Origin of the sequence: Streptomyces sp. NPDC005494, from assembly GCF_042872025.1 — a bacterium.
In the GTDB taxonomy this organism is placed as follows: Bacteria; Actinomycetota; Actinomycetes; order Streptomycetales; family Streptomycetaceae; genus Streptomyces.
Genome location: NZ_JBIAJR010000018.1, coordinates 1 through 25593, shown reverse-complemented (window position 1 = coordinate 25593; position 25593 = coordinate 1). Strand labels below are relative to the sequence as shown.

At 70.3% G+C, this 25593-nt stretch carries 23 protein-coding genes; 6 read left to right on the top strand and 17 right to left on the bottom strand.

Annotation, left to right across the window (positions count from 1 at the left end; all coding sequences use genetic code 11):
* Positions 1 to 17: 17 nt before the first annotated feature.
* From ACFYQ6_RS33750 to ACFYQ6_RS33715, 8 genes are all read right to left on the bottom strand, one after another.
* On the bottom strand, positions 18 to 1220 hold the full coding sequence (locus tag ACFYQ6_RS33750; RefSeq protein ID WP_388766662.1) for a MalY/PatB family protein: 1203 nt from the start codon (positions 1218 to 1220) through the stop codon (positions 18 to 20).
* 131 nt (positions 1221 to 1351) lie between these two features.
* Entirely contained in the window at positions 1352 to 2383 is a 1032-nt protein-coding gene (gene fbaA / locus ACFYQ6_RS33745) for a class II fructose-bisphosphate aldolase (RefSeq protein ID WP_361578811.1), read from the bottom strand.
* A 166-nt stretch (positions 2384 to 2549) separates the two neighbouring features.
* Positions 2550 to 3089, bottom strand: a complete 540-nt coding sequence (pyrE, locus tag ACFYQ6_RS33740; protein ID WP_361578814.1) for an orotate phosphoribosyltransferase — start codon at positions 3087 to 3089, stop codon at positions 2550 to 2552.
* A 30-nt stretch (positions 3090 to 3119) separates the two neighbouring features.
* Positions 3120 to 3914: an aldose 1-epimerase gene (locus tag ACFYQ6_RS33735; RefSeq protein ID WP_361578817.1), complete on the bottom strand. Its 795-nt coding sequence runs from the start codon at positions 3912 to 3914 to the stop codon at positions 3120 to 3122.
* A gap of 29 nt (positions 3915 to 3943) precedes the next feature.
* Positions 3944 to 4999 (bottom strand): carbon monoxide dehydrogenase, encoded by a 1056-nt coding sequence (locus ACFYQ6_RS33730; RefSeq protein WP_388766658.1) that lies wholly within the window; start codon positions 4997 to 4999, stop codon positions 3944 to 3946.
* 93 nt (positions 5000 to 5092) lie between these two features.
* Positions 5093 to 6691 carry a polyamine aminopropyltransferase gene (locus ACFYQ6_RS33725; RefSeq protein WP_388766656.1) on the bottom strand — a complete coding sequence of 533 codons (1599 nt, stop codon included), beginning with the start codon at positions 6689 to 6691 and terminating at the stop codon, positions 5093 to 5095.
* A 98-nt stretch (positions 6692 to 6789) separates the two neighbouring features.
* The gene (locus tag ACFYQ6_RS33720) at positions 6790 to 7311 is read right to left on the bottom strand and encodes a DUF2617 family protein (RefSeq protein WP_388766654.1); all 522 of its coding nucleotides are present in this window, start codon (positions 7309 to 7311) and stop codon (positions 6790 to 6792) included.
* 310 nt (positions 7312 to 7621) lie between these two features.
* Entirely contained in the window at positions 7622 to 7861 is a 240-nt protein-coding gene (locus ACFYQ6_RS33715; RefSeq protein WP_361578829.1) for a hypothetical protein, read from the bottom strand.
* A gap of 126 nt (positions 7862 to 7987) precedes the next feature.
* Here ACFYQ6_RS33715 and ACFYQ6_RS33710 point away from each other — a divergent pair, with 126 nt between their 5' ends.
* A complete protein-coding gene (locus ACFYQ6_RS33710; RefSeq protein ID WP_388766652.1) occupies positions 7988 to 9166 on the top strand; it encodes a pyridoxal phosphate-dependent aminotransferase in 1179 nt (392 codons plus the stop codon).
* 282 nt (positions 9167 to 9448) lie between these two features.
* Here ACFYQ6_RS33710 and ACFYQ6_RS33705 read toward each other — a convergent pair whose 3' ends face one another.
* From ACFYQ6_RS33705 to clpB, 3 genes are all read right to left on the bottom strand, one after another.
* A complete protein-coding gene (locus ACFYQ6_RS33705) occupies positions 9449 to 9994 on the bottom strand; it encodes a YbjN domain-containing protein (RefSeq protein WP_356744976.1) in 546 nt (181 codons plus the stop codon).
* An 82-nt stretch (positions 9995 to 10076) separates the two neighbouring features.
* Positions 10077 to 11345 carry an MFS transporter gene (locus tag ACFYQ6_RS33700; RefSeq protein ID WP_388766650.1) on the bottom strand — a complete coding sequence of 423 codons (1269 nt, stop codon included), beginning with the start codon at positions 11343 to 11345 and terminating at the stop codon, positions 10077 to 10079.
* 342 nt (positions 11346 to 11687) lie between these two features.
* Positions 11688 to 14288, bottom strand: coding sequence for an ATP-dependent chaperone ClpB (gene clpB, locus ACFYQ6_RS33695; protein WP_361578839.1), 2601 nt, complete (start codon positions 14286 to 14288; stop codon positions 11688 to 11690).
* 138 nt (positions 14289 to 14426) lie between these two features.
* Between clpB and ACFYQ6_RS33690 the strand changes: the two genes are divergently transcribed.
* A complete protein-coding gene (locus ACFYQ6_RS33690) occupies positions 14427 to 14828 on the top strand; it encodes a TIGR03618 family F420-dependent PPOX class oxidoreductase (RefSeq protein WP_361578842.1) in 402 nt (133 codons plus the stop codon).
* Positions 14829 to 14961: 133 nt separating this feature from the next.
* Here ACFYQ6_RS33690 and ACFYQ6_RS33685 read toward each other — a convergent pair whose 3' ends face one another.
* Positions 14962 to 15282 (bottom strand): hypothetical protein, encoded by a 321-nt coding sequence (locus ACFYQ6_RS33685; protein ID WP_014155382.1) that lies wholly within the window; start codon positions 15280 to 15282, stop codon positions 14962 to 14964.
* Complete coding sequence (locus ACFYQ6_RS33680) at positions 15279 to 15506, bottom strand: 5'-nucleotidase (RefSeq protein WP_361578845.1); 228 nt, start codon at positions 15504 to 15506, stop codon at positions 15279 to 15281. The genes ACFYQ6_RS33685 and ACFYQ6_RS33680 overlap by 4 nt, the downstream gene beginning before the upstream one ends.
* A 287-nt stretch (positions 15507 to 15793) precedes the next feature.
* Between ACFYQ6_RS33680 and ACFYQ6_RS33675 the strand changes: the two genes are divergently transcribed.
* Positions 15794 to 16639, top strand: coding sequence for a helix-turn-helix transcriptional regulator (locus ACFYQ6_RS33675; RefSeq protein ID WP_356745190.1), 846 nt, complete (start codon positions 15794 to 15796; stop codon positions 16637 to 16639).
* A gap of 159 nt (positions 16640 to 16798) precedes the next feature.
* Positions 16799 to 17806, top strand: coding sequence for a LuxR C-terminal-related transcriptional regulator (locus ACFYQ6_RS33670; RefSeq protein ID WP_388766647.1), 1008 nt, complete (start codon positions 16799 to 16801; stop codon positions 17804 to 17806).
* A gap of 28 nt (positions 17807 to 17834) precedes the next feature.
* Here ACFYQ6_RS33670 and ACFYQ6_RS33665 read toward each other — a convergent pair whose 3' ends face one another.
* From ACFYQ6_RS33665 to dnaK, 4 genes are all read right to left on the bottom strand, one after another.
* Positions 17835 to 18281, bottom strand: coding sequence for a heat shock protein transcriptional repressor HspR (locus ACFYQ6_RS33665; RefSeq protein ID WP_361578851.1), 447 nt, complete (start codon positions 18279 to 18281; stop codon positions 17835 to 17837).
* Position 18282: 1 nt separating this feature from the next.
* Positions 18283 to 19473 (bottom strand): molecular chaperone DnaJ, encoded by a 1191-nt coding sequence (dnaJ, locus tag ACFYQ6_RS33660; RefSeq protein WP_388766645.1) that lies wholly within the window; start codon positions 19471 to 19473, stop codon positions 18283 to 18285.
* A gap of 93 nt (positions 19474 to 19566) precedes the next feature.
* A complete protein-coding gene (gene grpE, locus ACFYQ6_RS33655; RefSeq protein WP_361578857.1) occupies positions 19567 to 20217 on the bottom strand; it encodes a nucleotide exchange factor GrpE in 651 nt (216 codons plus the stop codon).
* Positions 20214 to 22070 (bottom strand): molecular chaperone DnaK, encoded by a 1857-nt coding sequence (dnaK, locus tag ACFYQ6_RS33650; RefSeq protein WP_145812962.1) that lies wholly within the window; start codon positions 22068 to 22070, stop codon positions 20214 to 20216. Before dnaK ends, grpE begins: the two co-directional genes overlap by 4 nt.
* 306 nt (positions 22071 to 22376) lie before the next feature.
* On the opposite strand from dnaK, the gene ACFYQ6_RS33645 reads away from it, so the two are divergent.
* Positions 22377 to 23042, top strand: coding sequence for a sugar transferase (locus ACFYQ6_RS33645; RefSeq protein WP_388766642.1), 666 nt, complete (start codon positions 22377 to 22379; stop codon positions 23040 to 23042).
* Between the two features lie 92 nt (positions 23043 to 23134).
* A complete protein-coding gene (locus ACFYQ6_RS33640) occupies positions 23135 to 25402 on the top strand; it encodes a (Fe-S)-binding protein (protein ID WP_361578864.1) in 2268 nt (755 codons plus the stop codon).
* Positions 25403 to 25593: the final 191 nt, after the last annotated feature.

Sequence of the window (25593 nt, the reverse complement as noted above, 5' to 3'; positions counted from 1 at the left end):
GCCGCCCGCGAGGCCATTCATGTGCGGGGCGCGTCGTCCCGTACGGCCCTCAGGGCGCGCACCAGCGCGGACACCCCGGCGTCGGCCTTGCTTCGCGCGCACCCCACGTTCAGCCGCACGAACCCCGGGGCCCCGTACACCGACCCCGGCATGATCGCGACCTTCTCGCGCTCGATCAGCACCCGCTGGAGCGCCTCGTCGTCCACACCCAGTGGACGCAGGTCGATCCACGCCAGGTAGCCGGCCTGCGGTGGTTCCCAGGCCTGCTCGGGGAAGGCCGTGTTCAGCCGCTCCGCCACCAGCGCCAGGTTCTCCGCGACATACGCGCGCACCGCGTCCAGCCAGGCCGCACCCGATCGGTACGCCGCGATGTGGGCGGTCAGCGAGAGCACCGCCGGCGAGGCGAGCCCTTCCGCCGTCTCCATGCGGCGCAGATACTCCGCCCGGTCGTCCGGGTCCCCGATGATCCCGTACGACCCGGTCAGCGCCGGAAAATTGAAGGCCTTCGACGCGGACGTGATGACGGCCCAGCGCCCGGGACCGCCCTGCGCCTCCGCTTCCGCCTCCGCGATCCGCACGTACGGGACGTGCGTGTATCCGTCCCGCACGAAGTCCGCGTGGATCTCGTCGCAGACCACCGCCACCCCGTGCCTGCGGGCGAGCGCCGCCGTCTCCCGCAGCTCGGCTTCCGTCCACACCCGCCCCGTCGGGTTGTGCGGCGAGCAAAGCACCAGGACCTTCGCGTCCGCCCGCGCCAGCTCCCGTTCCAGGGCAGCCGCGTCCCCCAGCGGCACGCCCCGGAGTTCCCGCCCGAGCCCGGTGACCGCCTTGCGGAAGCCGTCGTACGTCGGGGTGTGGACGACCACGCCCTCGCCCTCGGCCGTCCACATCTGCAGCAGCTGGGAGAGCTGGCTGAGCACGGACGGCCCGTAGACCACCTGGCGGGTGTCGAGGGCGGTGCCGTACCGGGTCGCGTACCAGTGCGCGATCGCCGACAGGAAGTCCTCGTGCTGCCAGCCGGTGTAGCCGAGCACCCCGTGTTCGAGGCGGGCGCGCAGCGCGGTCAGCACCTCCGGCGCGGTCTCGAAGTCCATGTCGGAGATGGTGAACGGCAGCAGCCCGTCCACCCCGAAGCGCTCGGCGACCCCGTCCCACTGCACGCACCAGGTCCCCCGGCGGTCGATGACGGTGTCGAAGTCGTAGCGCGCAGGCGTGCTCACAGCGTTCTCCTCGATTCCCCGGGATCCCGGTCACCGGCCGCGGACGTGGAGCGGGCCCGGCCCCCCGCGAGGGAGACCGGGCCCGTCCTGCGTCCGTGGACGTCCGCGACGTCCGCGACGTCCGTGCGTACTTACTTCAGCTTGGTGCCGGCGGACCGCAGGTTGGCGCAGGCCTCCGTGACGCGCACGGCCATGCCCGCCTCGGCGGACTTGCCCCAGCTGCGCGGGTCGTAGACCTTCTTGTTGCCGACCTCGCCGTCGACCTTCAGCACGCCGTCGTAGTTGCGGAACATGTGGTCCACGATCGGGCGGGTGAAGGCGTACTGGGTGTCGGTGTCGAGGTTCATCTTCACGACGCCGTTCTCCAGCGCGGTGGCGATCTCCTCGGCCGTGGAGCCCGAGCCGCCGTGGAAGACGAAGTCGAACGGCTGACTGCCGGCCGGCTTGCCGTACTTGGAGGAGACACCCTCCTGCAGGTCCTTGAGGAGCTCGGGACGCAGGACGACGTTGCCCGGCTTGTAGACGCCGTGGACGTTGCCGAAGGACGCGGCCAGCAGGTAGCGGCCCTTCTCGCCCAGCCCGAGGGCCTCGGCCGTACGCAGCGCGTCGTCGACGGTCGTGTACAGCTCGTCGTTGATCTCGTGCGTGACGCCGTCCTCCTCGCCACCGGTCGGGGTGATCTCGACCTCAAGGATGATCTTGGCGGCGGCGGCCTTGGCCAGCAGCTCCTGGCCGATGGCCAGGTTGTCGGCCAGGGTCTCGGCCGAGCCGTCCCACATGTGCGACTGGAACAGCGGGTTCAGGCCCTTGGCGACGCGCTCGGCGGAGACGTCGAGCAGCGGGCGGACATAGCCGTCCAGCTTGTCCTTGGGGCAGTGGTCGGTGTGCAGCGCGACCGTGATGTCGTACTTGGCGGCGACGATGTGCGCGAACTCGGCGAGGGCTACGGCGCCCGTCACCATGTCCTTGTTGTACTGGCCGCCCAGGAATTCGGCACCACCGGTGGAGATCTGGACGATGCCGTCGCTCTCCGCCTCCGCGAAGCCGCGCAGTGCAGCGTGCAGGGTCTGGGTCGACGTCACATTGATGGCCGGGTAGGCGAACTTGCCTGCCTTCGCCCGGTCGAGCATCTCGGCGTAGACCTCGGGGGTTGCGATGGGCATCTGTCCGCTCCTTGGGATGTGCGGGTGTTCAGGCTGGGTCCCTGACCTGGGGGCGACGTCATCGTCGCCCTTATCTTCCCAGACTCTCGCTCCGGCTCCACGCTGCCTGTCGGCCAAGGCGCCCTGTTTCACGTGAAACAGGGCGCCTCACGAGAGAACCACCAGGTCAGGCCAGGTCGAGGTCAGCCACGGAGAAGACGTGGAGGTAGGGCAGACCGGCCTCGGCGATCGCCGGAGCCGCACCGCGCTCCACGATCACCGCGACGGCGACGACCTCGCCGCCGGCCTCGCGCACCGCCTCGACGGCGGTCAGCGGCGAGCCACCGGTCGTCGAGGTGTCCTCGACGACGAGGCAGCGGCGGCCCTTGACGTCCGTGCCCTCGATGCGGCGCTGCATCCCGTGGGCCTTCTGCGCCTTGCGGACGACGAACGCGTCGAGGCTCTTCCCCCGTGCGGCCGAGGCGTGCAGCATCGAGGTGGCGACCGGGTCGGCACCCAGCGTCAGACCGCCGACGCAGTCGTAGTCCAGCTCGGCGGTGGCGTCGAGCATGACCTGGCCGACCAGCGGCGCGGCCTTGCCGTCCAGCGTGATCCGGCGCAGGTCGATGTACCAGTCGGCTTCCAGACCCGAGGAGAGGGTCACCTTGCCGTGCACCACGGCCTTGTCCTTGATCTGCTGGAGCAGCTCAGCGCGTACGTCAGTCATGTCAACGAGGGTAAGCGCTGCCGCGGAGGCTCAGAGCCGCACCCAGTTCCAGGTCGTGGCGATCTCCAGGGGTTCGATCGGGGTGACGAGCCGGGGGGTGGTGTTCAGCCCGTTCGGCGGACCGGACTGCGGCTCCACGCAGACCGCCTCCGCCTGCTCGTCGTAGATCACCACCCATTCGTCCCGGCTCCTGACCGTCAGCTCCAGCTGCCCGGGCCAGGTGAGCTTCACGTCCACACCGGCGGGCATGCCGAAGCAGTCGTCCCACGGGCCGGGCAGGGGGTCGATCCGGCGGCCGGTCGGCAGGTGGTTCTCGCCGCGCTCCTCCTGCCAGTCCGCGTCGAAGCCGATCCGCACGTCCTCACCGCCGAGGTTCCTCAGGAACCAGGGGTGCCACCCACCCTGTGCCGGGAAGGAGTCGCCGTACGTCTCGATGCCGAGGCTCAGCGTCAGCGAGTCCTCGGTCAGCTCGAAGGTCTGCGTCACCCGCCCCTCGTACGGCCACGGATCGGCCAGGTCGTAGAAGAACGCCGCTTCGGCCTCGTCCTGCCGGGCGAGCTTCCAGGCGGTGTCGCGGCCGGTGCCGTGGATGGCGTGCGGCGGAGAGTTCAGCGGCAGCCGGTGCAGCTCGTCACCGTTGCGGAACAGGCCGTTCTCGGTGCGTCCGCACCACGGCACCATCGGGAAGCAGCCGTACCGCTCGCCTTGGCGCAGCAGTTCGGTGCCTCCGATCCGCAGGCTGCCGATGCGGCAGCCATGGACGGGGTCGACGGTCAACTCGGCATCGCCGGCGGTCAGCCGGACGTTCTTCCCAACATCGCTCACCCCACGACACTACTGGCGCGGGGTGCCTCTCATGGCCTCCTACGGCGCAGAGCCCTGCCCACGACCACGGCGGAGGCGATCGCGAGGGCCGCGGCCGGGGCGGCCCAGCGCAGGGTGATACCCGCGGCCCCGGCTTCGGGTGAGGGGACGGGGGCGTACCGGCCGCGCGGCGGAGCGTGGTCGACCTCCTCCGTGCTGCGGCCGATCATGGTGCGGCGGGCATGCGCGGCCTCGGCGGGCGGCTCGTCGGGCACGGTGAACTCCAGTTCCGCTGACGGGTCGAGCGACGAATCCGGCACGGGGGTGTCGAACACGGAATCCCGGTCCGAGGGGGTCTTCCCGGCGGGGGTGCCAGGAGCCTGCCCAGGGGCCACGTCGGGCGTCTTCCCGGCCGGCGCGTCCGGGGTCTTCCCGGTCGGTGCGTCCGGGGTCTTCCCGGCGGGGGTGCCAGGAGCCTGCCCAGGGGGCACGTCGGGCGTCTTCCCGGCCGGTACGTCCGGGGTCTTCCCGGTCGGCGCGTCCGGGGTCTTCGCCGTAGGCACGTCGGGCGTCTCACCCGCCGGTGCGGCGGGAGCGGAAGGCTCCGTGGCCTCCTCCGCCTCCCGCGCGGACGTGTCCTCCCCCGTCGACGAGTCCTCCCGCGTCGCCAGGGTCTCCGTCACCAGCTGCTGCGTGAAGCGGTCCAGCAGCCGTTGCGCGGAGGCGAGGGCCGTCGCCTCGTCCAGATCCACGACCCGGCCGTCACCGCTCGCCGTGCCCGTGAACCGGATCGTCGTCCCGCCGTCCGTCTCCGCGAGTCCGATGGTCAGGGCCAGCTTCGCCGAACCGGTGCCCCTGGCCTCCACGCCCTCGCCCGTCACGGAGAAGGCACCGGGCTCGCCCTCGTCCGACGGCCGCAGGGTCAGCGCCCCGCGATACGTGATCGTGTGACCGTCGGCACGGAACTTCAGCCGGCCTGCCAACGGGCCCGCCGACGCGTCGGCGTCCCGCTGGAGGCCGGGCACGCATCGCGCGACACGGGCGGGATCACCCAGCGTCCGCCGAAGGGACGTGACCGGAACCGGAACGAACACCTCATGCTCCATACCGCCCGAGCCTACTCAGCCCCGGCCGTCCCGTCAGCGCTTCCGTGCCCCGTGACCCGCGTACACCACGGCCGCCGCACCGCCTCGCCGCGCTCACGGCGCCTCCCGGTAGCGCGGATGGACCAGCGTCGACGGCGGCACCCCCCGCTGCCGTACCCGCTCCGCCTCGTGGCGGGCGGCCCGCAGCTCCCGCTCCGCCAGCGTCCTCAGCACCGGCGCCCCGGGGTCGAGACCGAGCGGGCCCGCCTCGTGCCGGGCGGCCAGCACGAACCCCCAGTCCCGGGGTGCCTCACCGGTCCCAGGGCCGGGGGCGGGGCCGGCCGCGAATCCGGTGAGGCGCCCCGCCACGCGGTACGGCCGGGTCCTCAGGCCGCTCGTCCGCACCGACGCCTCCACCGTCCAGAACGTCTCAGGGCTGCCGGCCAGCGGCCCCGCGTGCACCACCAGCCGCCCGCCGGGCTCCAGGACGTCGGCGACCAGCCCGTAGAACTCGGCGGCGTAGAGCTTCGAGCCGGCCGTGATCCCGGGGTCGGGCAGGTCCGAGATGACCACGTCGAAGCGGTCCCGCGCGGCCCTCAGCCAGGTGAAGGCGTCCGCGGTGGCCGTCCTCAGCCGGGGGTCGTCGTACGCGTGCCCGTTCAGCCGGGAGAGCGCGGGGTCCGTGCGGGCCAGGCGGGTGACGGCCGGATCGAGCTCCACCACGACGACGGCCGTGACGTCCGGGTAGCGCAGCACCTCCCGGGCGGCCAGTCCGTCACCGCCCCCCAGGATCAGCACCCGCCGGTGGGCTCCCTTCATCGCCGGGTGCACGAGCGCTTCGTGGAAGCGGTACTCGTCGCGGGAACTGACCCGCAGCCGCCCGTCCAGATAGAGGTCCAGCGAGCCGCGCCCCGTCCCGGTGAGGACGACCTCCTGCACCCCGGTCCGCACGGCGACCCGCACCTCGTCCCCGTACACCGCACGCCGCGCCGCCCGCTCGAAGTCGTCGACCAGCACCGTGGCGGTGGCCAGCAGCGCGATGACGACGGCGTTGACGACGATCAGCAGCCGGCGCTCCCGGGAGCCGAGATCGCGCCGGAACACCCACAGCACCAGCGCCCCGCCCGCCACCGCGTTGACGCCGCCGGTGAACAGCGCCCCGGTGAGCTGGCCCATCATCGGCAACAGCAGGAACGGAAAGGCGAGCCCGCCCACCAGCGCGCCCACGTAGTCGGCGGCGAAGAGATCCGCGACCGCACCGCCCGCGTCCTGCCGGTCGACCCGCTGGATCATCGTCATCAGCAGCGGGATCTCCGCGCCGATCAGGATGCCGATGGCGAGCGAGAAGCACACCAGCGCGTGACGCGACTCGCCCAGCCACGCGAAGGACGCGTGGAGCACGAGCGCCGAAGTACCGCCCGTGAGCGCGAGTGCGGCCTCGATCAGCCCGAAGCCCACGGCGGCACGGCAGCGTAAACGTTTCGCGAGAAGGGAGCCGATGCCCATCGCGAACACCATCACGGAGAGCACCACGGACGCCTGCGTGACCGAATCACCGATCAGGTACGAGGCCAGCGCGACCAGTTCCAGCTCGTACACCAGACCGCACGCGGCACAGACGAACACGACGGCAAGCACCAGGAACCGGCCGGTCCTCGGCCGTACGGGAAGGCGCGCCGCGGCCCGTCGCACCGGCGTCTGCTGGTCGATCATGAAGCGAACGCTACGTGACGGAAACCTTGCCGTTTGTCACCCACACGGGTGCAAGTGGCGCACGGGGGAGTCACGTCGGGCGACCCCGCACGCGCCCCTCAGGAAGCCCGCGCCCTGGTCCGCACCCCCACCCGCGTCCGGGTCACCACAAGCTGCCCCTCCTGCGGATAGGCGTGCCAGGTGCGCCACCGGACCTGGCCCTCCGTACGCTGCGCCAGCATCGCCGTGAAGGCGTAAGGGCTGCCGGGGAACGTCCCCGCGAGGCCGTGCGGATGATCGGTCACCAGTGCAAGCAACTCCTGTGCGCGTCCCGCGAAGGACCCCTCGGAGAGCGTCTCGACGCGCGCCGCGAACTCGTACTCCCAGTCACCCACACGCTCGGCGACACCGAGGGGCAGGGGGGTACTGCTGCCCGGAAGGCAGGCGACGGTCTCCGAGCACGTCCCCCGCTCCTCTTCCATCAGGACCTGATGGGAGGCGCCGAGGAGCCTCATCTGCACCTTCGCACCGGCCAGTTCGAGATCGAGCACGGCGAGAGCCGGCAACGGCTCGCAGCCGAGCGCCCACGCCAGGTCGGCGGCGCGGGTGTCGGAATAGGAGGTCTGGAGGGTCGTGAGCATGGATCGGCTCCGCAGGACACACAGGGACACATGGACAGGAGGTGCCCCGGTGCGGACACGCAGGGGCGGGCAAGCCCGATCCGGCCCAACTGGGCTCCGAGGGCTGAATGTTCTCTACATCGATGCAATCACGAAGTACGCGGCACTCACAGCGTTTTTACCCAACTTGCCGTGGTTTCCATCCGTCAGAGGGCAGCCCGGTTCAGGTGTTCCCGGAGCCCCAACCAAAAGATGCCCGGCGGGAGTTCGCTCCCGCCGGACACCTCACACGCACACCCCCGGCCCGTGCCGCAGGGCCGGCCGGGCCGGCTCAGTCGCCGCCACCACCACCGCAGCCGCCTCCGCCGCCGCACGAGTGGCCGCCGCCGCTGTCACCGCCACCCCACCAGCTGCCCCCGTCGGAACCTCCGCCGCCGCTGTCCGAGCTCCGGCGCCCGCCTCGCCCGGCGCGTCCCCCGAGCGGCTTCTTCCGGCCGCCCGACCCCGAGGCGAGCGCGACGATCCCGACCACCACGATCCCCAGGAACACGATGAAGACGAACAACTCCATCGACCTCACATCCTTCTGTCCCCCGAAGCGAGGTCCCCGCTTCTCACGTGCCCGTTGGATTCCCACGCCCCGCCCGGGCGAAAGCAGACTTGAGCAACTCCAGAGCTTCGGCCCAGGATGGGCGCCATGACACAGGGACGACCGCTGCTCAACCGCCGCCTCACCGACTTCGGCACGACGATCTTCGCGGAGATGTCGGCGCTGGCCGTGCGGACCGGATCGATCAACCTGGGCCAGGGATTCCCCGACACCGACGGCCCGGAGGCGATCCGCGAGGCCGCGGTCCGCGCCGTACGCACCGGCCACGGCAACCAGTACCCGCCCGGCCCCGGCGTCCCCGAACTGCGTGCCGCGGTGTCGGAGCACCAGCAGCGCCACTACGGGCTGGCGTACGACCCCGATACCGAGGTCCTCGTCACCACGGGCGCGACCGAGGCGGTCGCCGCCTCCCTGCTGGCGCTCCTGGAACCCGGCGACGAGGTCATCGCCCTGGAGCCCTACTACGACTCGTACGCAGCCTGCATCGCCATGGCGGGCGGCACCCGTGTGCCCGTCACCCTCCGGCCCCACGAGGGCGCCTTCCGGCTCGACCTCGACGAGCTCAGGGCCGCCGTCACCCCCCGCACCCGGCTCATCCTGCTGAACACCCCGCACAACCCGACGGGGACCGTGCTGACCCGGGACGAACTGGCCGCGATCGCCGCGCTGGCCTGCGAGCGGGACCTGCTCGTCATCACCGACGAGGTCTACGAGCACCTCGTCTTCGAGGGTGAGCACATCCCCCTCGCGTCCTTCCCGGGCATGCGCGAGCGGGTGGTCACGATCAGCAGCGCCGGCAAGACGTTCTCGCTGACCGGCTGGAAGATCGGCTGGATCACCGCGAGCCCGGAACTGGTCACCGCGGTGCGCTCCGCCAAGCAGTTCCTCACGTACGTCTCCGGCGGCCCCTTCCAGTACGCCGTCGCGGACGCCCTGCGGCTGCCCGGCGGCTACTTCGACGAACTGCGCGCGGACCTGCGCGCCAAGCGGGACCTGCTGAGCGAGGGCCTCGCCGAGGCCGGCTTCGACGTGTACCGGCCCGCCGGGACGTACTTCGTCACCGTCGACATCCGCCCGCTCGGGACCGAGGACGGCTTCGCCTTCTGCCGGGCGCTGCCCGAGCGGTGCGGGGTGGTCGCCGTCCCGAACGCCGTCTTCTACGACCACCGTGCGCAGGGCGCGCCCTTCGTGCGCTTCGCGTTCTGCAAGCGCACCGACGTGCTCACCGAGGCGGTCACCCGGCTGAAGAGCCTCCAGGGAGCCTGACCCCGGCAGCCCCCGGCGGCCTGGTGCAGAACCTCCGAGGGCCTGTCCCCGCCGTGCGGAGGCCCCCGTCCCCGCCGTGGAGCGCAGGTCCCTGTCCCCGCCGTGGAGCGCAGGTCCCTGTCCCCGCCGTGCGGAGCAGAGGCCCTGTCCCCGCCGTGCGGGGCAGAGGCCCCCGTCCCCGCCGTGCGGAGGCCCGGACAGTGCTCCGGCACGGCGAAGGCCCGGCCCGGGGCCGTGGTCCTGTGACCACCGCCCCGTCCGGGCCTTCGCCGTTCGGCCGGATCAGGCCTCGCCGGGCTCCTCGCCCTCCGCCTTCTTCTCGGCGGGCTCCAGGCCCAGGCGCTCCACGAGCCACTTGTCGAACTCGATCGAGGCCCTCACCCAGCTGACCGTCGAGGAGACGAAGTGCTCCAGGCTGACGCCGGTACCGATGAGCATCTGCGCCTCACCGATCAGCCGCACGGAGGCCGCGGCGCCCTCCTCGCCCTCGTGGGAGTGCGTGTAGACCTTGGGCCACAGGGTGCGGCGGTTCCAGTCGTCGATCGCGTCGAGGAGGACCGGGCGCTGGTCCACGGCGTGGGGGCGGTCGTAGAACGTCCGCACCGAGAAGACCTGCTGCTCCTCCTCGCCGCGGAACATGAAGTACGTGCGGAACTCTTCCCACGGCGCGGCGAGGTCACCCTCGTCGTCGACGACGTACTTGAGCTCCATCTGCTCGAGAAGCTGCTTGACGAGGTCCTGGTCAGGGACCACGGGGCCCTCGGGTCCTGCGGCCTGCGGTTCGGGCTGTCCCCCGAAGTTAGGGATCGAGGACGGGTCGATAGACATCGCTGGGTACTCCTGTGGATCGCACGTGGTTTCCTGGCTTCGACCCTAGCCGCGATGGCGGCCGGTAGTCCCGCCCGCCGTCCTACGCGCTGAGGGGAATCGTCCCGGCGCTCGTTCCCCGGGCCCGTGACCAGGAAACCCCGACCAGGACCGCGCACAGCGTCCCGACGAGTCCGGCCCCGCCGATGGTCTGCGCCGACGAGCCGGACAGCTGCGCCGCGAGCCCGCCCGCGGCCACCCCGATGCCCTGCATGGCGGTCAGCCCGGACCTGGCCAGCCCCAGGGCCTGACCGCGCTGGCCGGCCGGGGTGAGCAGGACGAAGGTCGCCCCGGCGGTGATCTGGTAGACGGAGAAGACGCCCGACACCAGCAGCACCAGGAGAGCCACCCCCACCCCGGGGCCGGCCCAGTAGACGACCAGCGGAAGATTCGCGCCCACCGCCATCGGCCCGAGCAGCCGGCGCCGCCGCTCGACGTCGAAGCCGGCCCGCCCGAGCAGCGCGGCCCCCAGGACCATTCCGGCGGGATGCGCGGCGAGCAGCAGCCCCACCGATGCGGCGCTCCCGCCTGCCTCTTCCGCGAACGGGGCGGCCAGGCCCTCCGGAAGCACGATGAACCCCGCCAGCCAGCCGAGCGCGACCAGCGAGCGCAGCCGGGGGTCGGACCAGATCAGCGCTGCCGCGCTCCGTACCTGGGTGTGCATCCGCTTCGGCCGCGCGCCGTCCGCCTCCTCCACCGGCCGCGCCTTCACGCCCAGCCTGATCAGGGCCGCGGAGATCAGGAACGTCACCGCGTTCAGCCCGAGGGAGACGTGGCTGCCGAGCCACACGACCAGCACCCCGCCGACGGCGAAGCCGATCAGCTGTCCGGCCTGATGCGTGATCATCATGACCCGCTGCCCCTGCTCGTACAGACGCTCCCCGAGGACGGCCGGCATCAGGGCGCCCTGGGACGCCCCGAACGGGGCCTCCGCGAGCTGCGCCAGGACAAGGAGCCCCGCCAGCAGCGGCAGGGGCGTGCCCGGCAGCGCCATCAGGCCGACGAGGACCGCGCGCGCCAGGTCGCAGCCGATCATGACCGTACGCCGGGGAAAACGGTCGGCGAGTCCGGTGAGGAGCACGCCGGACAGCAGGGCGGGCAGGCTCGTCAGCGCGTAGGTCGCCGCGGTCCAGCCGGCCGACTCGGTGCGTTCGAAGACCAGGAGCGACAGGGCGACCCGCGCGAGCTGGTCACCCAGCACCGACTGGGCAAAAGCCGCCCACAGCGTCCGAAATTCGCTGTGGCGAATCAGGGTGTCACTTCTGCGATCCTTCGAATCCGCACCCGGGTCGCCAGATATCCGCTCCGTCATGCGCGTACCTTACCGGCTTCCGAATTCGACAGAGCCTCCCCGGTCGCAATGGAAAAAGGACCCGGAGTGTCCCGGTATCGAGGGTTCGCCGATCGCGCGCAGCACCATTGCCACAGCTCCCGCCCAGGGTGACGATATGTATCGTCGCGATACAAAGAGCGGCGCCGGAACGCTCCGCGCCCACCGGTCGGCCAAGGAATGTAAATTTTCGGCTCAATTTCGTGGGCGATATCCGCCGCTGATGCATGCCGGATGCACTCATCAAAACGAACGGCACCGCACACACAGGCGTCCCCGGCCGCGACGCGAGGTCTGCCGGCCGGGGACGCCGAGGGACGGGTCCTACAGGGTCTTCGCCGCCGTCGCGGTCCCGACGATCAGTCCGTCGCCCGCACGGTCCACCCGGACCGTGTCGCCGTCCTTGACCTCGCCCGCGAGGATCTCCTTCGCGAGCCGGTCCCCGATCGCGGTCTGGATGAGCCGGCGCAGCGGCCGGGCGCCGTACGCCGGGTCGTTGCCCTCCACCGCCAGCCAGGCCAGCGCCTCGGGGGTGACGTCGAGCTGGATCCGGCGGTCGGCCAGTCGCTGCGCGAGGCGGTCCACCTGAAGACCCGCGATGTGCGCCAGCTCGTCCCCGGACAGGGCGGAGAAGACGACCAGGTCGTCGAGGCGGTTGAGGAACTCCGGCTTGAAGGAGCTCCGTACGACCTCCAGGACCTGCTCCTTCTTCACCTCGGGCTCGGTCAGGGGATCGATCAGGAACTGGCTGCCCAGGTTCGAGGTGAGGATCAGGATGGTGTTGCGGAAGTCCACCGTCCTGCCCTGCCCGTCGGTGAGCCGGCCGTCGTCGAGCACCTGGAGCAGGATGTCGAAGACCTCGGGGTGCGCCTTCTCGACCTCGTCCAGCAGCACGACGCTGTACGGACGGCGGCGGACCGCCTCCGTGAGCTGACCGCCCTCCTCGTAGCCGACGTATCCGGGCGGAGCCCCGACGAGCCTGGCGACGCTGTGCTTCTCGCTGTACTCGCTCATGTCGATGCGGATCATGGCGCGCTCGTCGTCGAACAGGAAGTCCGCGAGAGCCTTGGCCAGCTCCGTCTTGCCGACCCCGGTCGGGCCGAGGAAGAGGAACGAGCCGGTGGGCCGGTCGGGGTCGGCGATCCCCGCCCGCGTGCGGCGTACGGCGTCCGAGACGGACCGCACGGCCTCGGACTGGCCGATCAGCCGCCTGCCCAGCTCTGACTCCATCCGCAGCAGCTTCTGGGTCTCGCCCTCCAGGAGACGTCCGGCCGGGATGCCGGTCCACGCGCCGACGACGTCGGCGATGTCGTCCGGGCCGACCTCCTCCTTGACCATGGTGTCGACGGCGGCCTCCTGCTCGGCCTCGTCCGCCTCGGCCAGCTCGCGCTCCAGACCAGGGATCTCCCCGTAGAGCAGCTTGGACGCGGTGTCGAAGTCGCCGTCGCGCTGGGCCCTCTCCGCCTGGCCGCGCAGCTCGTCGAGGCGCTCCTTGAGCTCACCGACGCGGTTCAGGCCCTCCTTCTCCTTCTCCCAGCGGGCGGTGAGACCGCGCAGCTCCTCCTCCTTGTCGGCGAGGTCGCGGCGGATCTTCTCCAGTCGCTGCTTGGAGCCCTGGTCGGTCTCGTTCTTGAGCGCCAGCTCCTCCATGTGCAGTCGGTCCACGGAACGCTGGAGCTCGTCGATCTCCAGGGGCGAGGAGTCGATCTCCATGCGGAGCCGGGAGGCCGCCTCGTCGACGAGGTCGATGGCCTTGTCGGGCAGGAAGCGGGAGGTGATGTAGCGGTCCGACAGGGTCGCGGCGGCCACCAGGGAGGAGTCTGCGATCTGCACCTTGTGGTGCGCCTCGTAGCGGCCCTTGAGGCCACGCAGGATCGCGATGGTGTCCTCGACGGACGGCTCGGCGACCAGGACCTGCTGGAAGCGGCGCTCCAGGGCCGGGTCCTTCTCGATGCGCTCGCGGTACTCGTCCAGCGTGGTGGCGCCGACCATGCGGAGCTCACCGCGGGCGAGCATCGGCTTGAGCATGTTCCCGGCGTCCATCGCGGAGTCGCCGCCCGCACCCGCGCCGACGACGGTGTGCAGCTCGTCGATGAAGGTGATGATCTGCCCGTCGCTCTCCTTGATCTCGGAGAGGACGGTCTTGAGGCGTTCCTCGAACTCACCGCGGTACTTGGCGCCCGCGACCATCGCGCCGAGGTCCAGGGAGACGAGCCGCTTGTTCCGCAGGGACTCGGGGACGTCACCCTTGACGATGCGCTGGGCGAGGCCCTCGACGACGGCTGTCTTGCCGACGCCGGGCTCGCCGATGAGCACGGGGTTGTTCTTCGTGCGGCGCGACAGCACCTGCACGACGCGGCGGATCTCCTGGTCACGGCCGATGACCGGGTCGAGCTTGCCCTCACGCGCGGCGGCCGTGAAGTCCGTTCCGAACTTCTCCAGCGCCTTGTACTGGCCCTCGGGGTCGGGAGTGGTCACCCGGCGCCCTCCCCTGCTCTTCTCGAATGCGTCCAGGAGCTTCTTCGCACCGGCTCCCTGCCCGTCGAGGATCTCACCGGCGCGGCCGCCCTTCGCGGCGACCGCGATCAGCAGGTGCTCGGTGGAGAGGTAGTCGTCGCCGAGCTCCTTGGCGCGCCGGTCGGCGTCCGCGAGGACGGCGAGCAGATCGCGGCTCGGCTGCGGCGGGGCGACCGTGGACCCTGTGACGCTGGGCAGCGCGCCGAGGAGCCGCTCGGTCTCCTCGCGCACGGTCACCTGATCGGCCTCGACGGAGGCCAGCAGGTCGGTGATGTTGGCGTTGTCCTCGCCCGCGAGCAGTGCAAGCAGCAGATGCCCGGGGGTCAGGTCCGGATGTCCGTCCTTCACGGCCCGGCTGGTGGCCGCGTTGAGGGCGTCCCGGCTCTTGTTGGTCAGCTCGGCGTCCACGGGCGCTGTCTCCTCCTCGTACGGGTGCTTCCACGGAACTATGACTGCAACAACGGGTACAAAGTTGAGTCTATTCCACTCAAGGCTGTGCCGGGGCCTCCGGGGGGCCCGGATGTCCCCTGTATCTAGGCTGACCCCATGCCTGACGTGAGCAACCCCGGCCCCGAGTACCTCGCCTTCTGGCGGGAGCGCCATGTGTGCACCCTGACCACGCTCCGCCCGGACGGCACACCGCACGTGGTGCCCGTGGGGGTGACCTACGACCCCGAGACGCGGCTCGCCCGCGTCATCACCGGCAGGAACACCAGGAAGGCCGCACACGTCCTGGCGGCGGGCCCGGAGGGGGCACGGGTCGCGGTCTGCCAGATGCAGGGGCGCCGCTGGGCGACCCTGGAGGGCCGCGCGGTGGTCCGCACGGAGCCCGATGAGATCGAGGACGCCGTACGCCGCTACGCGGAGCGCTACGAGCGCACCCCCCGGCCCAACCCGGAGCGGATCGTCATCGAGATCGCCGTCGACAGGGCGCTCGGAAATGCCTGAACAATAAAGTGCAGGGCCACCGGAAAGGCCTTGAGAACATCCGGACAGCACAACGGCGCCACCGTGTTCAGGTCACGATGGCGCCGTTGTGTGGGGGAAGTGCCCGAACGACATGGAACGACGGGGGAATCGTTCAGGCACTGCGGGGGGTGGCGGAAATGGTTTCTGGTTCGAACAGCTCATGATCACGCTGGTCGAGATTTACGAAAATCATGCCGTACCGCACGGCACATCGAACAGGCTGCGGCGCTCCGCGCGGCCGGCGGAGACAGCGATAGGCGCGGATGTCGTCATCCGTTTCCATCACGACGACGATCGGCTCTCCGAACAGGGTGACCATCAACGAATCGCCCTGGCGGGTGAGAGCCGTGAGCAGATCGATGAAATGCCACCCTGAGCGATACGCCGTGGCCATCTCCCGCCGGAAGGTGCGGTCGTCCGGTGGGGTGGTCATGCCGCGGTGCCGGTCGGAGCCGAACCCCACGTGATGTCGCTCGGAGCGGCACCCCAGGTGATGTCACCCGATGCCGCACCCCACGTGATGTCGGCCGGGGCCGCTCCCCAGGTGATGTCACCGGACACTGCTGTCGCCTGCTCGGCCGGCGCAACCCCCCAGGTGATGTCCCCGACACCCAACGCACCGTAGGCCAGGGCCCCCACGAAAGCTGTGGCAAGCACCGAGCGAAGCATTCGCTTAGACATTTCGGCTTCGTCCTCACTTGATGGATTCATCTCCCCCGCTCTCAAGACGATGTCTCACGCGGACACGCAAGCACCACTGGATCGATGCATCATGTTCTTGCACGTTCAGGAACATGGGGGGTGGAGATATGGATACATGCGACTCAAATGGGGCGCATCGGCACGGGATCACCCAACTATGCGATGCGGGGCAGCGTCTCTACGCGAGCGCGCTGCGCTCCGGCCGCATACCGCGTTCGGAGGTGGAGCCCGCTCCGTGCCTGATGGACTTCGCCCTGCTCCATCCCGACCCGGACGACGCCGACTGGCTACGTCCGGTTCCGCCGTCCGCGGCCCTCGCCCAGCGGCTGCACCCCATCGAGAGGGAGATCCAGGAGCGCCGACGCCACTCCCTGGAACTCACCGAGTCCTTCGAACCTTTCATGGACATCAGCGCGCAGGATCCGCCCACGACGCACGCAATCACCGTGCTCGAAGGCGGGACGCGCATCAACGCGGCCATCGACGTGGCCACGGCGGAGTGCCGCAGCGAAGTGCTCACCGTGCAGCCCGGGGGGGCGCGCAGCGAGGACATCCTGAGCAAGGGGCTGGAGCGCGGCACGGCCGTGGTGGACCGCGGCGTCAGCATCCGCACCCTCTACCAGCACACGGTGCGCCACCACCACGGGACGTTCGCGTACGCCGAGCGCCTCGCCGAGGGCGTCGAGATCCGCACGCTGGAGGAGCTCGTGCAGCGCATGCTCATCTTCGACCGCGCCGTCGCCTTCATCCCCGCTCAGGACGACCTGACGGTCGCGCTGGAACTCCGGCACCCGGGTCTCGTCTCCTACCTGATCAACGTCTTCGAGCAGCTCTGGCAACGCGCCACTCCCCTGCTGGAGGACGTGTCGTACACCCCGACTCCCGCCGGGATCAGCGGAGTGCAGCGCTCCATCGCCCAACTGCTCGTCGAGGGGCATGTGGACGACTCCATCGCCAGGAGGCTGGGCATGAACGTACGCACGTGCCGGGCGCACATAGCCAAGCTCAACGCCGCCCTCGGCAGCGGCAGTCGCGCGCAGCTCGGCTACCTCATCTCGCAGTCGGGAATCCTGGACCGGAAGAGCTGACGGCCGGCGCTCCGCAGAGCGGTGCGCCGCCGCCCGGCGACGCGTGGAACGGCGCGCTCCGGGACGGGCCTCCTGGCCAGGAAGCCCCCAGACTCCACCAGGCCACTAGGCTTGCACCACCGGCAACTTGTTGCAGTGCACAAAGCGGGGGGCTCCCAGATGGGAACAGAACCGGTGCAACCGCCGCACCGTCACGGACCTGGAGAACTCTGCGCTCCCGCACTCGAGCTGTACGAGCGGGCGCTGCGCCAGGGCCGGATCACCCGTCAGGAGCTCGGGGCGGCACCCTGTCTCACCGCCGGCGCGCTGGTCCAGGCCGATCCCTGGGACGAGCACTGGCTGCGTCCCGTACCGCCGTCCGCGGCCCTGTCCCGGCTGTTGCAGCCCCTCACCCGCGAGATCGGCGAGCGGATAGAGCAGACGCTCCGGCTGACCCGCTCGCTGGCGCCCCTGGCAGCCATCGCCGACGGTGACCCCCATCTGGCCATCACCATGCTGGAGGGGCCCGAGGCGATACGGACAGCCATCCGGGAGGCCACCTCCCAGGCCGCCGACGAGGTCCTGACGGCGCAGCCGGGGAGCACCAGGCCGCAGGCGACGCTGCGGACGGCCCTGGACAACGCCACGACCGCCATCGCCCGGGGCGCCGGGCTCCGCCACATCTACCAGCACCCGGCGCGCTACAGCACACAGGTGAGGGACTACCTGCGTCAGGTCCCCGCGGAGTCCCTCCAGGTGCGCACCACCGAGCTGACCGTGGAGCGGCTGCTCATCTTCGACCGGACGGTGGCGTTCATCCCCGCCACCGCCGACCGCAGCGCGGCGCTGCGGATCAGCCACCCCGCACTCGTCCGCTATCTGGTCCAGGTCTACGAGGTCCTCTGGGCGCAGGCCACCCCGCTCACCGAGCAGGTGCCCGGCCCGGGGCCGGGGGTCCAGGTCACGGCCGTGCAGCAGAGCATCGCCCGGCTCCTCAGCGAGGGCCACGTCGACGACGTGGTCGCCCGCAAGCTGGGGATCAGTGTCCGCACCTGCCGCTCCCACATCGCCAGGCTCACGCAGGCCCTCGGCGCGACCAGCCGGACCCATCTCGGCGTCCTGCTCGTGCGGTCCGGCATCGTGGACACCTCCGCGACCATGCGGAAGGGGCCCGTACCGGAGTCGTGAACTCCGCTACGGGCCCCTTCCGGACCACTCAGTCCCTCGGCCTCTTCGGCCGCCAGACCACCAGCGCGCTGGTCTGCTGCACATCCTGGTACGGCACGAGGTCCCGCCGGTAGGAGGCGTGGACCTGGGCCTCCCGCTGCTGCATCGCGACCGCCGCGCCGTCCACCGCCGCCGAGAGCTCGGCGACGCGCTGCTGGAGCGCGGCGACCTGGTTCTCCAGCTCGATGATGCGCTTGATGCCCGCGAGGTTGATGCCCTCGTCCTGCGACAGCTGCTGGACCGTGCGCAGCAGTTCGATGTCGCGGGCCGAGTAGCGCCGGCCGCGCCCGGCCGTGCGGTCGGGCGAGACCAGGCCGAGACGGTCGTACTGGCGCAGTGTCTGCGGGTGCAGGCCCGAGAGCTGGGCCGCGATCGAGATCACGTACACCGGTGATTCGTCGGTCAGCTGGTACGGATTGCGTCGACGGCCGTCCATCTCAAGCTCCCTTCGCAGCCTGGAACAGCTCCGCCCGCGGGTCCTCCCCCGCGGTCGCCTTCCGGTAGGACTCCAGCGCGTCCTGGGCGTCGGCGCCGAGGTCCGTCGGCACGGACACCTCGACGGTGACCAGGAGGTCGCCCCGGGTGCCGTCCTTGCGTACGGCGCCCTTGCCCCGGGCCCGCATCGTACGTCCGTTGGGCGTGCCGGCCGGGAGTTTCAGGGTGACCGGGGGCCCGCCGAGCGTGGGGACCTTCACCTCGCCGCCGAGCGCCGCCTCCGGGAAGGTGACGGGCACGGTGACCGTGAGGTTGTCGCCCTTGCGGCCGAAGACCGGATGGGCGCCGACGTGGACGACGACGTACAGGTCGCCGGCCGGGCCGCCGCGCTCGCCCGGGCTGCCCTTGCCGCGCAGCCGGATCCGCTGGTTGTCCAGGACCCCGGCGGGGATCCTGACCTGCATCGTGCGGGCCGACTTCGCCCGGCCGCTGCCCTTGCAGACGTCGCAGGGGTCCTGGGCGATGAGGCCCCGGCCCTTGCAGTCCACGCAGGGGTCGGTGAGCGAGAAGCCGCCACCGGTGCCGCGGGAGACCTGTCCGGTGCCCACACACGTCGGGCAGACCCGCGGGGTGCCGTTCTTGTCGCCGGTGCCCGAACAGGCCTTGCAGGGTGCCTGGCTGGACATGCGCAGCGGGACCGTGGCCCCGTCGACCGCCTCGGTGAAGCTGAGCGTCACCTCGGACTCGATGTCCTGGCCGCGCCGCGGCTGGACACGTGTGCCGCCGCCGCCCCGGTTGAAGAGCCCGCCGAAGACGTCTCCCAGGCCACCGCCGCCGCCACCGCCGAAGCCGCCCGCGCCGCCCGGGGCACCGCCCGGGACGCCTCCGAAGAGGTCGCCCAGGTCGAAGTTGAAGTTGCCTCCGGCACCGCCGGGACCCGCCCGGAAGCCTCCGTTGCCGAAGAGGGCGCGCGCCTCGTCGTACTCCTTGCGCTTCTTGGGGTCACCGAGGACGTCGTTCGCCTCGGAGATCTCCTTGAAGCGTTCCTCCGCCTTGGCGTCACCCTTGTTGGCGTCCGGGTGGTACTCGCGGGCGAGCTTCCGGTACGCCTTCTTGACCTCGGCGTCGGTGGCGTCCTTGGGGACGCCGAGAACCTTGTAGTAGTCCTTCTCGACGAAGTCCTTCGTGCTCATCGACGTCCCTCCTTCCGGACGATCGGCCGTGCGGCCGGCCCTGTGGCCGGCCGCACGCCCCGTCGGTGTTCACCGCTGTGGTCGGACGGAATGTCAGACCTCTTCGGTGCCACCGCTCTCCTCGTCGTCTGCCTTCTCTTCCTTCGCGGCCGAGGGCGTGGCGCCCGGCTGCGGTTCGGCCACGGCCACCCGCGCGGGGCGGATGGTGCGCTCCCCGATGCGGTACCCAGGCTGCAGGATCGCCACGCAGGTCGTCTCGGTGACGTCCGGCGCGTACGAGTGCATCAGGGCCTCGTGGATCGTCGGGTCGAAGGGCTCGCCCTCCTTGCCGAACTGCTGGAGGCCGATCTTCGCGACGACCGTCTCCACCGATTCGGCCACCGCCTTGAAGCCGCCGACGAGCTCACCGTGCTCCCGCGCCCGGCCGATGTCGTCGAGCACGGGCAGGAGATCGGTCAGGAGACTCGCCGCAGCGACCTCCTTGACCGTGACCCGGTCACGCTCGACCCGGCGGCGGTAGTTCTGGTACTCGGCCTGGAGCCGCTGGAGGTCGCCCGTGCGCTCGTTGAGCGCGGTGCGGACCTGGTCCAGCTGAGCCGTCAGAGCCGCTGTCTGCTGTACGTCCCCGGCCGGGGCCGCCGCCTCCTCCTCGGAGGGGGTGGCGGCCTTCGGGTCGGCGTCGTCGGAGTTGGCGCCGGAGGGGACGTCAGGCTTCTCGTCGAAGCCCGGAGTCTCCTCGGTCACGCCGCACCGCCCTTCTGGTCCTTCTCGTCGTCCACGATCTCGGCGTCGACGACGTCGTCGTCGGCGGCCTTGGCCTGGCCGTCGCCCGGCGCCTCGGCACCCGGCGTCGCACCCTCGGCCTGGGTGTTGGCGTACATCGCCTGGCCCAGCTTCTGGGAGACGGCCGCGACCTTCTCGGTGGCGGTACGGATCTCGGCGGTGTCCTCGCCCTTGAGCTTCTCCTTCAGCTCGGTGAGCGCGGTCTCCACCTCCGTCTTCACGTCACCGGGGACCTTGTCCTCGTTGTCCTTGAGGAACTTCTCCGTCTGGTAGACGAGCTGCTCGCCCTGGTTGCGGGACTCGGCGGCCTCGCGACGGCGGTGGTCCTCGTCGGCGTACTGCTCGGCCTCTTCGCGCATCCGGTTGACCTCGTCCTTCGGGAGCGAGGAGCCGCCGGTGACGGTCATCTTCTGCTCCTTGCCGGTGCCGAGGTCCTTGGCGGCGACGTGCATGATGCCGTTGGCGTCGATGTCGAAGGCGACCTCGATCTGCGGCACACCACGCGGGGCCGGCGGCAGACCGGTGAGCTCGAACATCCCGAGCTTCTTGTTGTACGCCGCGATCTCGCGCTCGCCCTGGTAGACCTGGATCTGCACGGACGGCTGGTTGTCCTCGGCCGTCGTGAAGATCTCGGAACGCTTGGTCGGGATCGTGGTGTTGCGCTCGATGAGCTTCGTCATGATCCCTCCCTTGGTCTCGATGCCGAGGGACAGCGGGGTCACGTCGAGGAGCAGGACGTCCTTGACCTCGCCCTTGAGGACACCGGCCTGGAGCGAGGCGCCGATGGCGACGACCTCGTCCGGGTTCACACCCTTGTTGGCGTCCTGGCCGCCCGTGAGCTCCTTGACGAGCTCGGCGACGGCCGGCATACGGGTGGAGCCACCGACGAGAACGACGTGGTCGATCTCGGAGAGCTGGATGCCCGCGTCCTTGATGACGTTGTGGAACGGGTTCTTGCAGCGGTCCAGGAGGTCCGCGGTCAGCTGCTGGAACTGCGAGCGCGTGAGCTTCTCGTCCAGGTGCAGCGGGCCCTCGGCGGACGCCGTGATGTAGGGCAGGTTGATCGTGGTCTCGGTCGAGGACGAGAGCTCGATCTTCGCCTTCTCCGCGGCCTCGCGGAGACGCTGGAGAGCCATCTTGTCCTTGGACAGGTCCACGCCGTGCCCGTTGGCGAACTGCTTCACCAGGTAGTCGACGACGCGCTGGTCCCAGTCGTCACCACCGAGGTGGTTGTCACCGTTGGTGGCCTTCACCTCGACGACGCCGTCGCCGATCTCCAGGAGGGACACGTCGAAGGTGCCGCCACCGAGGTCGAAGACGAGGATCGTCTGGTCGTCCTTGTCGAGGCCGTAGGCCAGCGCCGCGGCGGTCGGCTCGTTGACGATGCGCAGGACGTTCAGGCCCGCGATCTCGCCGGCCTCCTTGGTCGCCTGGCGCTCCGAGTCGTTGAAGTACGCCGGGACGGTGATCACCGCGTCGGTGACCTTCTCGCCCAGGTACGCCTCGGCGTCACGCTTCAGCTTCTGCAGGATGAAGGCGCTCATCTGCTGCGGGTTGAAGTTCTTGCCGTCGAGCTCGATCTTCCAGTCGGTGCCCATGTGGCGCTTGACCGAACGGATCGTCCTGTCGACGTTGGTGACCGCCTGGCGCTTGGCGACCTCGCCGACGAGCACCTCGCCGTTCTTCGCGAAGGCGACGACGGACGGCGTGGTCCTGGCGCCTTCGGCGTTGGTGATGACGGTGGGCTCGCCGCCTTCGAGAACGCTGACGACGGAGTTAGTCGTGCCCAGGTCGATGCCGACCGCACGTGCCATTTCAATTCCTCCAACTGACTACTTGAGTGGATCTGACTCAAGGATGCATGACACCCACCCCGGAGTCAAAGGACCTGAGCCACTTACGCTCAACTTATGTGCTCGCATACGCCCTCACCAGGCGTTTTCCGGATTCTGATGGTTGCGCGACCCTCTGCGCGCCCTCCCGGGGCGACGCGGATCCGCGACACCCGGCACACGGGGCACGTGGCACACACCCCACCCACCCTCGCACCGTGGGATCGTTCTGTCACAAAATGCATCGAGACGGTCATACCGTCACCTCACCGACCCCGGGCAGGTGCAATGCGGAACGCGAGGCGGACTGCGACACGAAGGACACGGCACCCCGCCGTCTCCGTGACGGCCGGGGTCGCGAGGGCGACGGCCGGGCGCCTGGCGAAGGCGCTCGCGGCCCTGACCGTGAAGCGCGTCCTCGATCTGGCGCTCGGCTCGGCCCTCCTGGCCCTGACCGCCCCCGCGCTGGCACTCGCCGCCCTGACACTCACCGTGCGGGCCCGCGGGACCGCCGGCGCGCTGCGGCGCGAGATCCGGATCGGGCGCGGCGGGCACCCCTTCGAGCTGCGCTCGCTGGACACCCGGCGGCTCCGGCTCGACCTGCTGTCCCGGTTGCCCCACGTCGTGCGCGGGGAGCTCTCCCTCGTCGGCCCGGTCCCCCTCGGCCCCGAGGAGGCCGCAGCGCTCGGGCCCTCAGGGCACTGGCGGCACCGGCTCCGGCCCGGCCTGACCGGCCTGGCCCAGGTGCGCGCCCGCTCGGGAATGCCCTGGGACGAACCCGCCCTCCTGGACGCGCACTACGCAGAGCATCATGGAACGCGGCTGGACCTGGCGATCCTGGCGCAATCCGCACGCATCTTCCTGCATGGGGCACTGCGCCGGGTGCGGCGCCCGGGGAAGGCTCACCTGAGCGACACAGATCACCGCCTGCCCAACTTCAGCGTGGCGGAATAAGTGGATAGTGTCAGCACAGACTGATTAAGTTACTGCTTAGTAATCGCTTGTACGTGCTGGATCCCACCCTCGCAGGCCCGAGGAGCCCCCAAATGCAACTCGCCGCGATCATCGTGTCGCTGGTGCTGACGGTTGTCGGCGTTGCGCTCATCGCCCGAGCCGTCGCGCAGATCTACCGGTTCGTCCGCATCGGACAGCCGGTACCGGCAGGCAGCCGCACCGACGACCCCAAGCAGCGCACGATCACCCTGGTCAAGGAGTTCCTCGGCCACACCCGGATGAACCGGTGGGGGATCGTGGGCTTCGCCCACTGGTTCGTCGCGATCGGCTTCCTGACCCTGCCTCCGACGCTGCTCCAGGCGTACGGACAGCTCTTCCAGGCCGACTGGGTGCTGCCGATCGTCGGCGGCTGGCTGCCGTTCGAGATGTACATCGAGTTCATCGGCATCATGACCGTGCTCGGCATCGTCACGCTGATGGCCATCCGCCTGCTGAACCTGCCCTCGCGCGCCGGACGCAAGTCCCGCTTCGCCGGCTCCAAGGCCTGGCAGGCGTACTTCGTCGAGTACGTCATCCTCGTCATCGGCCTGGCGATCCTGGCCCTGCGCGGCCTGGAAGGCGCGATCCACCACGTCGAGGGCTACGAGGCCGCGTACTTCGTCTCGTATCCGCTGGTGCTCGCCTTCAAGGGCCTGGCGCTCGGCACGCTGCAGAACCTCATCTACTTCACCGCGATGATCAAGATCGGCACCTCGCTGATCTGGATGATCACGGTCTCGCTGAACACCAACATGGGTGTCGCCTGGCACCGCTTCCTCGGCTTCCCGAACATCTGGTTCAAGCGGAACGCCGACGGCGAGGTCGCGCTCGGCGCGCTGCAGCCCATGACCAGTGGCGGCAAGGAGATCGACTGGGAGGACCCGGGCGAGGACGACACCTTCGGCGTCTCCCAGGTCGAGCAGTTCTCCTGGAAGGGCATCCTCGACTTCTCGACCTGCACCGAGTGCGGTCGCTGCCAGTCGCAGTGCCCCGCATGGAACACCGGCAAGCCGCTCTCCCCGAAGCTCCTGATCATGTCCCTGCGCGACCACGCGCACGCCAAGGCGCCGTACCTGCTGGCCGGCGGCGGCAAGGACATGGAGGGCAACGAGAAGGCCTCCGAGGAGCAGCTCAAGGACGTACCCGCCGCCGCGCTCGCGGAGGCCGAGCGCCCCCTCATCGGCACCGCCGAGGAGAACGGCGTCATCGACCCGGACGTGCTGTGGTCCTGCACCACCTGCGGTGCCTGCGTCGAGCAGTGCCCGGTCGACATCGAGCACATCGACCACATCGTCGACATGCGCCGCTACCAGGTGATGATCGAGTCCGCGTTCCCGTCCGAGGCGGGCACGATGCTCAAGAACCTGGAGAAGAAGGGCAACCCCTGGGGCCTCGCCAAGAAGCAGCGCGTGGAGTGGACCAAGGAGGTCGACTTCGAGGTCCCGATCGTCGGCAAGGACGTCGAGGACCTCAGCGAGATCGACTACCTCTACTGGGTCGGCTGCGCGGGCGCTCTCGAGGACCGTGCCAAGAAGACGACGAAGGCCTTCGCGGAGCTCCTCCACATCGCGGGCGTCAAGTTCGCGATCATGGGCGGTGACGAGAAGTGCACCGGTGACTCCGCCCGCCGCCTCGGCAACGAACCGCTGTTCCAGCAGCTCGGCCAGGAGAACGTCGCAATGCTGAACATGGCGTTCGGCGAGGACGACGAGGACGACTCCACCAAGAAGGCGAAGTCGGCGAAGAAGATCGTCGCGACCTGCCCGCACTGCTTCAACACCATCGCGAACGAGTACCCGCAGCTGGGCGGCGAGTACGAGGTCATCCACCACACGCAGCTGCTCCAGCACCTGGTGGACGAGGGCAAGCTGATCCCGGTGACGCCGGTCGAGGGTCTGATCACGTACCACGACCCCTGCTACCTGGGCCGCCACAACAAGATCTACACGCCCCCGCGCGAGATCATCGCGAAGGTGCCGGGCCTGCGGAACGAGGAGATGCACCGCCACAAGGAGCGCGGCTTCTGCTGCGGCGCCGGTGGTGCCCGGATGTGGATGGAGGAGCGGATCGGCAAGCGCATCAACAACGAGCGCGTCGACGAAGCCCTCTCGCTCAACCCGGACATCGTCTCGACCGCCTGCCCGTTCTGCCTGGTCATGCTGACCGACTCGGTCAACGGCAAGAAGAACGACGGCAAGGCGAAGGAGTCGGTCCAGGTGGTCGACGTCTCGCAGCTGCTGCTGGAGTCGGTGAAGACGCCCGCCGACCCGGCCGGCGACCCGGAGACGGCCGACCAGCCGGAGCCGGAGCCCGTCCAGTAGCTCTGCCCCGCCGCGGGGGGGGGGGGGGGGGGGGGGGGGGGGGGGGGGGGGCGGGGGGGGGGGGCGGGGGGGGGGGGGGGGGGGGGGGGGGGGGGGGGTTCAGACGGACGGGAGGTGCGGGCGGCCGTGCGGCACGGCGCCGGTCACGGACTCACGGAGGTGACTCAAGGAGGTGATGTCCGGACGGCCGT